Source organism: Halovulum marinum, assembly GCF_009697225.1.
In the GTDB taxonomy this organism is placed as follows: domain Bacteria; phylum Pseudomonadota; class Alphaproteobacteria; order Rhodobacterales; family Rhodobacteraceae; genus Halovulum; species Halovulum marinum.
Genome location: NZ_WIND01000039.1, coordinates 1 through 12650, shown reverse-complemented (window position 1 = coordinate 12650; position 12650 = coordinate 1). Strand labels below are relative to the sequence as shown.

At 63.8% G+C, this 12650-nt stretch carries 10 protein-coding genes and 3 pseudogenes; 6 read left to right on the top strand and 7 right to left on the bottom strand.

Annotated features, from left to right (window positions below):
• Window positions 1–317: 317 nt before the first annotated feature.
• The 4 genes and pseudogenes from dctP to GE300_RS21375 form a co-directional block, all read right to left on the bottom strand.
• A complete protein-coding gene (gene dctP / locus GE300_RS21390) occupies window positions 318–1409 on the bottom strand; it encodes a TRAP transporter substrate-binding protein DctP (RefSeq protein ID WP_154449578.1) in 1092 nt (363 codons plus the stop codon).
• A gap of 19 nt (window positions 1410–1428) precedes the next feature.
• A complete protein-coding gene (locus tag GE300_RS21385; protein ID WP_233417289.1) occupies window positions 1429–2751 on the bottom strand; it encodes a TRAP transporter large permease in 1323 nt (440 codons plus the stop codon).
• On the bottom strand, window positions 2741–3241 hold the full coding sequence (locus GE300_RS21380; protein ID WP_154449576.1) for a TRAP transporter small permease subunit: 501 nt from the start codon (window positions 3239–3241) through the stop codon (window positions 2741–2743). Before GE300_RS21380 ends, GE300_RS21385 begins: the two co-directional genes overlap by 11 nt.
• A 125-nt stretch (window positions 3242–3366) precedes the next feature.
• A pseudogene (locus GE300_RS21375) lies at window positions 3367–4176 on the bottom strand (IS5 family transposase); the annotation flags it as partial.
• Between the two features lie 205 nt (window positions 4177–4381).
• On the opposite strand from GE300_RS21375, the pseudogene istB reads away from it, so the two are divergent.
• Together istB and tnpC are read left to right on the top strand one after the other, a co-directional pair.
• Window positions 4382–5274, top strand: a pseudogene (gene istB / locus GE300_RS21370) (IS21-like element helper ATPase IstB).
• 88 nt (window positions 5275–5362) lie between these two features.
• Window positions 5363–6901, top strand: a pseudogene (gene tnpC / locus GE300_RS21365) (IS66 family transposase).
• Window positions 6902–7118: 217 nt separating this feature from the next.
• On the opposite strand, the gene GE300_RS21360 reads toward tnpC, so the two are convergent.
• The 3 genes from GE300_RS21360 to GE300_RS21350 are packed head-to-tail and all read right to left on the bottom strand — an operon-like array spanning window position 7119 to window position 10122.
• Window positions 7119–8729: a hypothetical protein gene (locus GE300_RS21360; RefSeq protein WP_154449574.1), complete on the bottom strand. Its 1611-nt coding sequence runs from the start codon at window positions 8727–8729 to the stop codon at window positions 7119–7121.
• 35 nt (window positions 8730–8764) lie between these two features.
• The gene (locus GE300_RS21355; protein WP_154449572.1) at window positions 8765–9757 is read right to left on the bottom strand and encodes a DUF932 domain-containing protein; all 993 of its coding nucleotides are present in this window, start codon (window positions 9755–9757) and stop codon (window positions 8765–8767) included.
• Window positions 9754–10122: a restriction endonuclease subunit S domain-containing protein gene (locus GE300_RS21350; protein WP_154449569.1), complete on the bottom strand. Its 369-nt coding sequence runs from the start codon at window positions 10120–10122 to the stop codon at window positions 9754–9756. The genes GE300_RS21355 and GE300_RS21350 overlap by 4 nt, the downstream gene beginning before the upstream one ends.
• Between GE300_RS21350 and GE300_RS21345 the strand changes: the two genes are divergently transcribed.
• From GE300_RS21345 to GE300_RS21330, 4 genes are read left to right on the top strand one after another with little or no spacing between them, the layout of a single operon-like run.
• Entirely contained in the window at window positions 10051–10431 is a 381-nt protein-coding gene (locus tag GE300_RS21345; protein ID WP_325063353.1) for a head decoration protein, read from the top strand. The two genes, GE300_RS21350 and GE300_RS21345, sit on opposite strands and share 72 nt — an antisense overlap.
• Window positions 10432–10471: 40 nt before the next feature.
• Window positions 10472–11485, top strand: coding sequence for a major capsid protein (locus GE300_RS21340; protein ID WP_154449567.1), 1014 nt, complete (start codon window positions 10472–10474; stop codon window positions 11483–11485).
• A complete protein-coding gene (locus GE300_RS21335; RefSeq protein WP_154449565.1) occupies window positions 11485–11796 on the top strand; it encodes a head-tail joining protein in 312 nt (103 codons plus the stop codon). The genes GE300_RS21340 and GE300_RS21335 overlap by 1 nt, the downstream gene beginning before the upstream one ends.
• Window positions 11793–12422, top strand: coding sequence for a DUF6441 family protein (locus GE300_RS21330; protein ID WP_325063351.1), 630 nt, complete (start codon window positions 11793–11795; stop codon window positions 12420–12422). The genes GE300_RS21335 and GE300_RS21330 overlap by 4 nt, the downstream gene beginning before the upstream one ends.
• The last annotated feature ends 228 nt before the right edge of the window (window positions 12423–12650 follow it).

Below are 12650 nucleotides of genomic sequence, written 5' to 3'. Positions count from 1 at the left end.
GCGCCAGCGTCGCCGCATCGACCCCGACCGGAGCGTAGTAGAACGCCGATCGGCTTAGCTTCACCAGGCGGCATTGCTGGCTGATACTAAGCTCGGGATGGTCGCGCCGGATCATGCTTTTCTTCTTGGCCGGGCTCACGAAAGACGCCTCGAGCAGAGTCGGATTTTCTCTCATCCGGTCCTTTTCCACATCTGCACTCGCAAGCATCTTTGAAATTTCATCACCGCGCACCTCCGAAAAACATGCGCTCGGACTGCCGTATACGCAAGGGCCCGCAATATGCGGGCCCTTGCGGTTTCGTTTCGTTTGCGGAAGTTCAATTCCCCACGCATTCCCGCAGCTTTTCGGCATCGGGGCCGTCGGGCGTACGACCGAGGCTGAACGGTGCCGACGCGTCGCGCCATTTTGCGTAGTCATTGAGATACTCGACCTGGCTCAGATACACCTTGGCACTGTCGGGGTTCTCGCAGGCGGTCGTCACGATCACCTCGTTCGCCATTTCCTGCACCCGGGCCAGAGTCTCGTCGTCGTAGCGGGTGATCTCGATGCCCGCGTCCTCGAATTGCTGGTAGGCTTCGGTGGCGCGCTTTTCGGTAAAGGCCAATGACCAAATCAGGTTCGCGTCCGCCGCGATCTGCAACGCTTCCTGCGTTTCGGGCGACAACGCGTCCCATGACGCCTTGTTGACCATCACGCCAAAGACGGAGGCGGACTGATGCCAGCCCGGCGTCGCCCAAAAGGTCGTGACCTGCTGGAAGCCGCCCGACCAGTCCACGTTCGGCGTGGAGAACTCGGCACCGTCGATCACGCCGCGCTCCAGCGACTGGTAGATCTCGCCACCCGCCATCGACACCTGGCTTCCGCCGAGTTGCTCCAGCAGCCGCCCCTGTTCCAGACCGGACAAGCGCAGGCGCATGCCTTGCAGGTCGTCCAGCGTCTCGATCTTCTTGTTGGTGCGGAAGCCGGATTCGTTGTTGGTCACGCCGTAGGGCAGGTAGACCATGCCGAATTTTCCGTAGATCTCGTTATAGAGCTCGGCACCGCCCCATTGCTGGATCCAGTTGACGTAATCCACCGCGTTGAACAGCGATGCGGTCGTCGCCAGTGGCGAAAAGGCGGAATTGCGGCCGGCCCAGTAACCGGGCCAGTCGCCGCCTGCCTGGATTGTGCCGGATTCGACGGCGCCAAAAACTTCTCCGGCAGGCACCAGCGCGCCGCCTTCGAAGAATTCAATCGTAAGCGCATCGCCGGTCAGCTTGTTCGCCAGATCGACGAAGTTCCGGTCGATCTCGATCAGTTCGAGCGACGAGGGCCATGTGGTCGTCATGGTCCAGCTTTCCTGCGCCGTGGCGGCACCGGTCAGGCCGAACGACATCGTGGCCGTTGCGATCAGATGTGTCAGTTTCATTGATAACGCCTCCGTTTGGTTAATTTTTGTAGAGTGTATCGGGCAGCCAAAGCACCAATTGCGGCAGCGCCGCCACCGCCACGCTCATCGCGATGATCAGCCCGATGAACGGTACGACCCCCGCGATGATCTGTCCTGTGCGAACTTCGCGCGGGGCGATGGCGCGCAGGTAGAAGAGCGCATATCCGAAAGGCGGAGTCAGGAACGATGTCTGCAACACAAGTGCCATCAGCACGACGAACCAGAGCAGATCGATCTGCATTTCCTGGATGATCGGCAGGAAGATCGGAAACGACAGCAGGACGATCCCCGTCCAGTCCAGAAACGCACCCAGGATGAAGACGATGAACAGCATCATCGCAATCAGCAGGGCAGGCGCCATGTCGAGGTTGCGGATGATCTCTTGCGTGGCGCGCAGACCGCCGGTGATGTTGAAGACGCCCGTGAATGCGGTGGCCCCGATAACGATGAACAGGATCATTGCTGATGTGCGCCCGGTCTCGAGCATGGCGGAATAGAACGTCCGCAGCCGGAATTTTCCGCGCACGATCACGATCATCAGGGCAAGGAACGCCCCCAGCGCCGACGCTTCGGTCGCCGTGGCGATACCGGCCAGAAGCGATCCGAGGATGCCGAGGATCAGCACCAGCGGCGGCACCGCCTCGATGGCCAGCATCCGCAGAAGCGCGCTGCGCTCGATCTTCTCGTCCGGCTCCACCGCCGGAGCGGAGGCCGGGCTGATGATCGCAACGATCACCACCCAAACGGCGTATAGCAGACCCAGCAGGATGCCGGGGAACATCGCCCCGGCGAACAACTCGCCCACCGAGAGCGGCGAGTAGGACGCCATGAGGATCAGCATGATAGACGGCGGGATGAGGATGCCGAGGCAGCCCGAGGCGGCGATCACGCCCGTCGTCAGCGTCGGAGAATAGCCGTATTGCAACATCGGGCGCAGCGCCATGACGCCCATCACGGTGATGGACGCCCCGATGATCCCGGTCGTGGCCGCCAGCAGGATCGAGATGAAGACCACAGCCAGCGCCAGCCCGCCGCGCACGTTCGACATGAGCAGACGCAGGGATTCGAACATCCTGTCGGTCACGCCGCTATCGGACAGGAACCGCGCCATAAGGATGAATAGCGGGATCGCGATCAGCGTAAAGTTGTCCAGCACGTCGCCGAAGATGCGGTTGATGACGATGCCCAGCACCATCGGCTTGCCCGCGATCAGCGCGCCGAGGACGGCGGTGCCGCCAAGGACGAAGGCCAGCGGGTGCCCCATGAACAGGCCGGCAAGCAGCAGGCCGAACATGCTCACGGCGATGAGCTCAGGCGTCATGATGCGGCACCTCGCGACCAAGGATGAGCTTCAGCACCTCTGCGATGCCTTGCAGGAATAGCAGCCCGGCCGCCACGGCCATGGCGAGCTTGAGCGGATAGACCGGAAGCTGGACCGACCCGTAGGTCGTTTCCCCCTGGTTCCACGAGGTCATCCCGAAATCCCAGGAACGGGTCATGAAGACCCACGCGAAGGGAAAGAAGAAGATGACATAACCGGCCACCTCGACCCAGCGCCGCGCGAGGTTGCCCAGCTTCTCCGTCACCAGATCGACACGGACATGCGCCTGATGCCGCAGCGCGTAACCGCCCAGCATCACGAAATAGAATCCGTAAAGCTGCTTGGTCACGTCAAAGGCCCAGCGGGTCGGGTCGTTGAACACGTATCGCATGACCACATCAAAGATGATGATTGCCGCGAAAACCACAGCGACGACAGACACGACCCGCCCCACGACCTCGTTCAGGCCGTCAATCGCCCTGATCAACATGCTGACTTCTCCCGTCTTTTGGCCCACTTGATCGAAAAGTCACCGGTGTTTCAAGGCACGACTTCACCTCAGTCACGACCATCGGTCGGGATCGGCATCGTTTCGGATGATCCTGAGAGTCTGACTCAAAATTCCTGAGCGGTTTTTCTTGCGATATTGCGGACTGACCGTCTGATCGCGGCGATGCGTATCCAGGCGTCGGCGGAGGCGATGGAGGCCTCCCGGTCTTTCGCCAACCTGCGGCAGCGGCCAAGCCAGGCGAAGGTGCGCTCGATCACCCAGCGGCGGGCGATGACGACAAAGCCGGTGACGCCGGGCGGGCGCTTGACGATCTCAATGGCCGGGCCGTCGATGTCGTTCATCGCCTGCCGAAGCGTTTCTCCGGAATAGCCGCCATCCGCAAAGAGATGGGCCAGGGTCGGATGGCTTTCCAGCGCCTGCGCGACGACGCCCGGTGCCCCGTCGCGGTCCTGAATGTCGGCGCTGTGCGTCACAAGCCCCAGCAAATTGCCATCGGTATCCGTCATGATATGCCGCTTGCGCCCCTTTGTTTTCTTGCCCGCATCATAGCCGCGCGGTCCGCCGCTCTCTGTCGTCTTCACCGACTGGCTGTCGATGATCCCGGCGGTTGGCGCGGTGTCTCGACCGGCCAGCAGGCGGGATGCGCCGACCAGGGCGTCGTTCAGGATATCCAACACCCCGCTGTCGCGCATCCGGTAGAAATAATACTGCACCGTCGTGAAGGGCGGGAAGTTCCTGGGCAACATTGCCCATTGGCAGCCCGTCGCCGCGATGTACAGGATCGCGTCCCAGATCGCACGCATATCGGTGCGGCGCGGTCGTCCCAACCTGGATCTGGGCGGCATGAACGGCGCGACCAGCGCCCACTCTTCATCGGTACTGTCGCTTGCATAACGCTGGCCGCGTCGGTCATGGTCAGGCGCATGAGCGCAGCTGCGAGCCGGCGCTGGCGGCGGAACTGGCCAAGGTGCTCGAGGCCGGCGGTCCCCCCGATCTTGCTGTCCTGCGAAGTCACTTCGCCGCGGACCCGGCCTGTCTGCCGGCCGTCACCGTGCAATCCGTTTCCCTGGACAGCTATGAGGCCCTGGTCAAAACAGCGGATGCAGCAGGAGTACCGGCATGAAGAGCTCCCATACCGCCGATGAGGCCCGCCTCAGCATCATGCTGAACGACCTGCGGCTGCCGACCATCAAGATCCTCTGGCCGCAATTCGCCGAACAGGCTGACCGGGAGGGCTGGCCGACCGCCCGCTTCCTGGCCGCTATTGCGGAGCACGAACTGGCCGGACGCGCCCACCGCTGGATCGCCCGCCATCTTGCCGAAGCGCATCTGCCGCCCGGCAGGACGATGGACAGCTTCGACTTCGACGCCGTTCCAATGATCTCGAAAGCACAGGTCATGGCCATGGCGGCGGGAGACAGCTGGCTGGCCAAGGGCGCCAATGTCCTGATGTTCGGTCCGCCCGGTGGCGGCAGGAGCCATCTAGCGGCCGCCATTGGCCTGAAACTGATCTAGAACGGCTGGCGGGTGCTCTTCACGAGAGCCACCGATCTTGTCCAGAAGCTGCAGGGGGTGCGCAGGGAACTGCAGCTCGAGGCCGCCATTGCAAAACTGGACAAGTTCGATCTGATCATCCTCGATGATCTGGCCTATGTCACCAAGGACCAGGCCGAAACCAGCGTCCTCTTCGAGCTGATCTCGGCGCGGTACGAGAGGCGGTCCATCATGATCACGTCAATCAGCCCTTCGGCGAATGGAACAAGGTCTTCCCCGATCCCGCAATGACGCTCGCGGCCGTCGACAGGCTCGTCCACCATGCGACCATCTTCGAGATGAACGTGGAAAGCTACAGACGGCGGACGGCGATGGAGGCGAAACGGAAGAGAGGCAGGCCTGCGGCTTACGCGACAATCAAAAATACACCGCTGATTGACGCGGAGCGACAAACAGCAGCCGAAGAAAATCATGCCAGCGGCAATCACGATGATAACGTCACCGATGCCGCGACATAGGATCTCATCCTGATTGTCGCTGGCGTCTCACCCAGATTGACGCGCTGTAGGGCGGGCGGAGCCGGGGCTGGTCTGATAGGTCGGCGCCATGCCGAGTGTCCCCGACCTGCCCGATGACATCGACGCCCTGAAGGCGATGCTGGCCGCCTCGGCGGCGCGCAATCTGCGCAAGGATGAGCGGATCGAGCGGATGGAGAAGCTGGTCGCCGCCTTCAAGCAGGCCGCCTTCGGGCGCAAGTCGGAGAAGATCGACCCGGACCAGTTCGAGCTGGCGCTGGAGGATCTGGAGACGGCGATTGCCGCGGTCCATGCGGACGAAGAGGCCGATGCCCCGGCTTCCACGCGCAGCGCCAAGCCCCGGGCGGTCGATCGCAGGGCGCTGCCCGACCACCTGCCGCGCATCGAGGAGGTGATCGAACCCGAGAGCCTGACCTGCGCCTGCGGGGGCTGCCTGCATCGCATCGGCGAAGACGTGTCGGAACGGCTGGACATCGTCCCCGCGCAGTTCCGGGTGATCGTGACGCGCCGCCCCAAATACGCTTGCCGCAGCTGCACCGACGGCGCTGTGCAGGCACCGGCGCCGGCACGTCCGATCCCCGGCGGGTTGCCGACCGAAGCGACGGTCGCGCATGTCCTGGTCAGCAAATACGCCGACCATCTTCCCTTGTATCGTCAGACACAAATCTAAAGCCGCCAGGGCGTCGACCTCGACCGCTCGACGCTCGCGGACTGGGTCGGGCGGGCGGCCTTCGAGTTGCGCCCGGTCTTCGAGGCCCTGATGGCGGACCTGAAGCGGTCGACCAAGCTCTTCATGGACGAGACACGGGCCCCGGTGCTCGATCCGGGCAAGCGCAAGACCAAGACGGGATACTTCTGGGCACTGGCGCGGGACGACCGGCCCTGGGGCGGCGGGGCGCCGCCCGGCGTGGCCTTCAGCTATGCGCCCGGTCGCGGCGGTCACCATGCCGAGCGGATCCTGCAGGGCTTCGGCGGCATCCTCCAGGTCGACGGCTACGCCGGATACAACCGGCTGGCCGCTCCCGACCGTGTCGATCCAGAGATCCGGTTGGCTTATTGCTGGGCCCATGCCCGGCGCAAACTGGTCGAGATCACGCGCACCGGCTCGGCGCCGATCGCCGAAGAGGGGGTGAAACGTATCGGAGAACTCTATCGCCTCGAGGCCGAAATCCGGGGGAGTGATCCCGCGGCCCGCCTCGCGGCGCGAAAGGAGCGCTCCGCACCGGTCGTCGCCGAGTTGGAAGCCTGGCTCGCCCACCACCGTGCCCGCGTCGCGACGAAATCGCCTCTGGGCGAGGCGCTGAAATACATCGCCAAATACTGGGGCGGCCTGTGCATGTTCCTGACCGATGGCCGGATCGAGCTCGACAACAACACCGTCGAGCGGACCATCCGCCCCATCGCGCTAAACCGAAAGAACGCCCTCTTCGCCGGCCACGATGCCGGGGCAGAGAACTGGGCCGTCATCGCCTCGCTGATCGAGACATGCAAGCTCAACGCCGTCGATCCTCACGGCTGGCTGGCCGAAACCCTCAGCGCCATCGCGCGGGGCCATATGCAGAGCCAGGTCGAAGACCTGCTGCCTTGGAACTACGTCAGAAAGGTGTGACCGGAACACCGGTTACCCATATTCTCCGGACCTCTCGACTGCGCGGATTTGGTGTAGAGCCTGCAAGCTGCTGAAAAGCAGAGGTAAAATTGGAGCCCAGCCTAAACACTTCGATGCCAGTGGCGCTATCGAGATGGAACCGGGATCGAACGTACACAATGTTAAGCAAGCGCTTCTTGGTGTCGCTTGAAGATCTGGGAAGGAGATGGTCATCCCCCTATGTGGCTCCGGTTCTGCGGTGCGCTGGCAAGTGGTCAATAACCGTCCGCTGGGTATCTGGCTCCCAGAAATAGTAGATCCTGAGGCATCTTTTCGGATCGCGCACATTGCCACCGTTTTTCAGGTGCCAGTCGACGACATGGCGGCGACCATTCCACTCTGCTTCGTACTCATCGCCCCCACAGAGGGCATTGCGGATCCCACTTTCTACAGCTGCATCGCGGAGAGTGCCTCCTCCCTCGAGCCGGCGGTCGTAGTGCTCTGAAGCCAACCAAGAGACGCATCGTGCCACAAGCGCCACGTCCTCGAACTCCGGCGCCCTCACCATGCGTCGTGCTGCCGGTGTGAGAGCGATACGGTCGGGATAGGTCTGATCTAGCCAGTCCAGAAACTCAGGCCACTCCTGCGGAATGGGAGGTTCTGTAGTGGGGGTATCGCCACCCCTTGCGAGTACGTCCTTGAGTTGTCGAACCTGGTACAGAAGCGCGCGGTTCTCTCGCTCTGCTTCCTGTGCGCGCGCCTCGGCAGCTTCTGCGACCTCGATGTAGCCGTCGATCTCCTTGTCTTTTTCCTCCACCTGCTTCTCTAGGCTATCGACCAGTTCCCGTGCTGTCTCCAACAACTCGGCTTCCGGAGCCTCCGCCTCTCTCACCCGATCGGTCCGCAACCGGCGGCTTGCGGTCCTGACCATCGTAAAGTCGAGCACAGAGCGCCCAAGCCGCGTGTTGGTCACGCTAATGTCAGCAGCTGTTTTCCTGAGCCAAACTGCGCAAGCTGCGGAGCCCTCTTCGGACGCAAGGTGTTCGGCCAGAAACAGACGGTGTCTGTAGGGGTCGTCGGCAGGCGAGAAACCCGGCATGTAGACACGGACCGCGCCACCGAAGACTGAACGAAAACGTCCGAAACGTCTCGTCAGAATCCATGTCAGATCGGCTGGTACGCGTACGACCCGGGCTATGCCGGCGGTAGCCTTGGCGATCACTTCGTCGGCGATCAAAGTGCGATCCGAGACACCTTCCGGCATTGTCACCACGAACAACGGGAGCCTGCGCTCGGGATCTTCCAGGTGATCGCAAAGATCCTCCGCGGCGTTCTCGCTCTCGATCGCTCGGGGAATCGATCCGAGAACACGGCCGCCTCGAACGAGGCCCGGTCCATCAACAAGCTGCAGGACGAGACCAGGGACATGAGGCTCGATCTGGAAATCGGCCTCATTTGTGCTTGTAATGAGCCTCAGACTGACATGTGGCCGCTCACCAAGCTTGCCGCCGATCACAACCTCCGTGGACCAAACCCGCCCAGCTACATCCTTGTCGGGATCCTCGGCGCGCAGCGCCCAAAGGTCAGTGTCATCGGTCTCGATCCGCACCGCCGAACTGTTTCGGCCCCCACGAGGAAGATCGAAGTCTCTCATTTCCCAAGCTTCTGGCGGAAGCGGCCCCCCGGCGCGCTTCTTCGCCCACGCGAGGACCGCGCGCCGCGCCTGCTCTGTCGCGGCAGCGAAGTCGTCGCCGTCAAGCTGAGCCGCAACCCGCAGGATTTCGACGTCGCGGACGGCGCGGGGCATTCGCGCTGCGAGCGGAGCGAGTGCTTCTGAAAGACGGGTCATGGTCTGGTCTCAACAAATTTCTGCATACCAAAGACTTACGCGGCCTCTCTGGTCTGCAAGACATTCAGCAGCCGGTCCAATTCACGGAGCATCTTCTGCTGTTCGATTGCGTCTCGTCGGCCCGTGGCAACAAAGCTCATGGCATGCATCACGTCGAACGCACTCTTCGCGGGTATTGCCGAGCCGGCAACCGGTGCCAGAGCCCGCAAAGGCTTCTCGGATGCCTCGCCCGGCGCAAATGGGTCGTCCAGTTCCGCGTCGCGGCCGGAGCGGCAAATGTGAAGGACGCGTGCCGCCGCCTTCTTGCCCCAAGCCTTTGATACTGGTCCGTCTACCCATTTCACCAGCGCATCTTCGTGCACGGAATGTTGCTGCAGCGCCAAGCGCGTCACTCGATCCTCTTCGGCTTTTCGGAAAGCTGCCTCGATCCGGTTCGGGATTTCATCCAGCGCAAGCGATCCGTCGTGTCGTTCCCTGATCTCGATCATCGTCTCGCCAATGATCAGACCGTTTGCGCACACGAACCGGAGCCAACCGAAGACAATCACCAATCGCGACGAGCCATCGACCGAATTGAAGCACTCCAAGCGCAGCGCCGTTTCCTCTCCAGAGCCTTCCTTCATCGAAAATCGCTCCGGCAGGATCAGCCTGAGGTTCATCCATTCCCCCAACTCGGAGAGGCCTAGTTCCGGACGGACCTCGTCCCGCTCCACGCCGCACCGGACGAGACCCTCGTAACAAAGTTCGGCGACCGCTCCGTGAGGGGCCAGCGAGTAGGAGGGTGACACCGTGCCGATCGGGATCGGCTGTTCGGTCTGGGAAACCGGCTGCCGCACCACCATGCGCAGGTGCCGGTTTTCGGGCGCGTCCTCCGCAAGTCGAAAGGGCGCCAGCTCGAAGCCCGGGATCATGGCTTTCAACCTGGTCCAGGGCCCCCGGTAGTATGAGACATCACGGGCGCGCCAGCGGTGTTGTTCCGGTGTGAGGTCAACGGCGTCTTCTGCCCATGTCCAAAGGTCATGCTTCATGCGCGAGTTCTCCGGCCTCGTTGAGGCTTGGGGGCGGCGGCACGCGCGGCCTGGATGCGGGCGAGCAGTTGGTCGGCAGGCTCGTCTGTGGGGTCCTGGGGCACAAGCTCGCCGCGGAAGGCTTTGGCCAGAAGCCGCTGGTCGAGCCGGTCGAGCAGGTGCGCCGCCCGAGTGGCCTCCTCCACCATCCGGTCGATCCGGGCGAAGGCGGCTTCGACACGGCGGACGAGTTTGTGCTGTTGCTCGATCGGAAGTGCCGGGATCGGGAGGCTGGAGAGCTGTGAACTGTTCACATTGTTCACGCCTCTGGTCGACTTCGCATAGCCTTCGATGATCCGGCGTGTCTCGGAGCTTGCCAAGCCCACCGCGACTACACCCGCGAGACGATCACCGTCGCCTCCGGAACGCTCGCCCCCGGCACCGTGCTGGGCCAGATCACGGCCTCGGGCAAGTACGCCGCGCACGACCCGGCGGCCGTCGACGGCACCGAGACCGCGGTCGCCGTGCTCTGGGGCAAGGCCGACGCCAGCGGTGGCGACGCCCCGGCCGTCGCTGTCGTCCGCGGCCCCGCCATCGTCAACCGCCACGACCTGATCTTCACCGGCACGCCCAGCGATCCCGAGATCGCGGCCGCCCACACGGCGCTCCTCGCCGCGGGCATCCTCGTCCGCTGACCGCGCATCCCCACACCATCCCTGACCCGGAGGCATCAACATGGCCACCATGGACATCTTCGAAGGCGATGCCTTCACCATCGTCGAGCTCACCCGCGCGCTCGAGAACATCCCCTACAAGCCCGCGATCCTGTCGGGCGCGAACCTCTTCGGCGCTCGCGGCGTGCGCGCGCGCACCGTGATGATCGAGAGCCGCGACGGCACGCTGTCTCTGATCCCGTTCTCCGAGCGCGGCTCGGCCTACGAGTCCCAGATCCCCGAACGCCGCGAGATGCGCGCCTTCGTCTGCCGCCAGTTCAAGAAGCAGGACGTGCTCTGGGCCTCGGAAATCCAGTCCATCCGCGACTTCGGCTCCGAGACCGCCGTCCAGCAGGTGCAGGCCGAGGTCGCGCGCAAGCTCGGCCGGCTCCGCAACGACGCCGAGGCCACCTTCGAGTTCCACCTCTTCAACGGTATCCAGGGCGTGGTGAAGGATCCGAAGGATGGTGCGACGGTGGTGGACTATTACACCGAGTTCGCCATCACCCCGGCCGCGGAGGTGGACTTCGACCTCGACAATGCGTCCCCGGCATCGGGCGCCCTGCGCAAGCGCTGCCAGTCCCTGATCGAGAGCGTCGAGGACAGCCTCGGCGGGCTCGCTGCCGGCCAGGTGCAGATCCGCGCCGAATGCGGCTCGGCCTTCTTCGCCGATCTGGTGGCCCACAAGGAGGTGCGCGAGACCTACCTGAACACCGCCGCGGCCGCCGATCTGCGCGGCCGCGTGGGCGAAGAGGTCAGCTTCGGCGGCATCACCTTCCGCCGCTACCGCGGGGGCCTCGGCTTCGGCGTGCCCACCGACAAGGCGTATTTCTATCCCGAAGGCGTCGAGGGGCTCTTCGAGATCTACTACGCGCCCGCCGACACCTTCGAGACGGTCAATACCGTGGGCCTGCCGCTCTACGCCCGCATGATCCCGGACCGGGATCGCGACGAATGGGTCCGCCTCGAGATCGAGAGCAACCCGCTGCCGATCTGCACCCGTCCGCAGGTGCTGCGCTCGGCGCGGCGGACCTGATGACTGCTTTAGCTGCGGCACTGGATGCGCTTTTCGCGGACGCGCACCTCGCACGCGACGTCGTCTACACTGCCGAGGGCGGCGCGCCGTCGCTCGTCCGCGCGATCCTCCGCCGCCCGGACGACTTGACCAACTTTGGCGACGCGCGCATCTGGTCGGAGAGTTCCCGGCTGGATCTGCGCCTCGCCGAGGTGGCGAGCTCGCGGCCCGGTGACCGCATCGAGATCGACGGCGAGGCCTTCCTCATACAGGGCGAGCCTGTCCGCGACCGCGAGCGGCTGGTCTGGACCGTCGATCTGAGGCCCGCGTGAAACTGAAGCTCGACATCGATCCCGACATCGTCGCGATGATGGCGGCGGAGGTGGCGGCGGGCGAACGCGCCGTGACGACCGCCATGCGCGAGGCCGGGACCGGGTTGAAGTCGGCTTGGCGATTGCAGATCACCGGGGCGGGGCTCGGCACACGGCTCGCCAATTCGATCCGGAGCCAGAACTTCCCGAGATCGGGCGAGAGCCTGGACGCGGCGGCGCTGGTCTGGTCGAAGGCCCCTGTCATCGTGGGCGCGCATGACACCGGGCCGCTGATCCGCTCCAAAGACGGGTTCTGGCTGGCGATCCCGCTGCCCGCCGCAGGCAAATCCCTGCGCGGCGGCAGGATCACCCCCGGCGAATGGGAACGGCGACGCGGGTTGCGACTACGGTTTGTCTATCGCCGCACGGGCCCGAGCCTGCTGGTGGCGGAGGGGCGGCTGAACACGAAGGGCCAGGCGGTGGTGTCGCGCTCGAAGACCGGACGCGGCAAGGTCACCGCGCCGATCTTCCTGTTGGTGCCGCAGGTCAAGTTGCCGAAGCGGCTGGACCTCAACCGCGATGCTGAACGCGCGCTCGACAGCGTGCCGGGGCTGATCGTGGGGAACTGGGTGGAGGAGAGGCTTTGACGCCCATGGCGATGTGCAAAACGTAGGGATTGAAGGACTCATTCGCTGCTGGCAAGCTCCCAGCATGTCGGTACCTTATGAGACTATTTCCTGCGACACCTGTGGTTACGAGGCGATTTCCCTCGTTACTGCTGGAAAGTTCGTCTGGAGTTTGAGCTACTCCCCATTCGTTGGACAGTTTCCTACGCGATTTAAGCTACTCTCTGCCCCTGCTGGTCGGTTTCGATC

Excerpts from the sequence above, each read along its gene's own strand:
- dctP (WP_154449578.1), bottom strand. The coding sequence starts at position 1,409 with ATGAAACTGACACATCTGATCGCAACGGCCACGATGTCGTTCGGCCTG.
- GE300_RS21355 (WP_154449572.1), bottom strand. The coding sequence starts at position 9,757 with ATGAAGCATGACCTTTGGACATGGGCAGAAGACGCCGTTGACCTCACA.
- GE300_RS21380 (WP_154449576.1), bottom strand. The coding sequence starts at position 3,241 with ATGTTGATCAGGGCGATTGACGGCCTGAACGAGGTCGTGGGGCGGGTC.
- GE300_RS21335 (WP_154449565.1), top strand. The coding sequence starts at position 11,485 with ATGACTGCTTTAGCTGCGGCACTGGATGCGCTTTTCGCGGACGCGCAC.
- GE300_RS21340 (WP_154449567.1), top strand. The coding sequence starts at position 10,472 with ATGGCCACCATGGACATCTTCGAAGGCGATGCCTTCACCATCGTCGAG.
- GE300_RS21360 (WP_154449574.1), bottom strand. The coding sequence starts at position 8,729 with ATGACCCGTCTTTCAGAAGCACTCGCTCCGCTCGCAGCGCGAATGCCC.
- GE300_RS21385 (WP_233417289.1), bottom strand. The coding sequence starts at position 2,751 with ATGACGCCTGAGCTCATCGCCGTGAGCATGTTCGGCCTGCTGCTTGCC.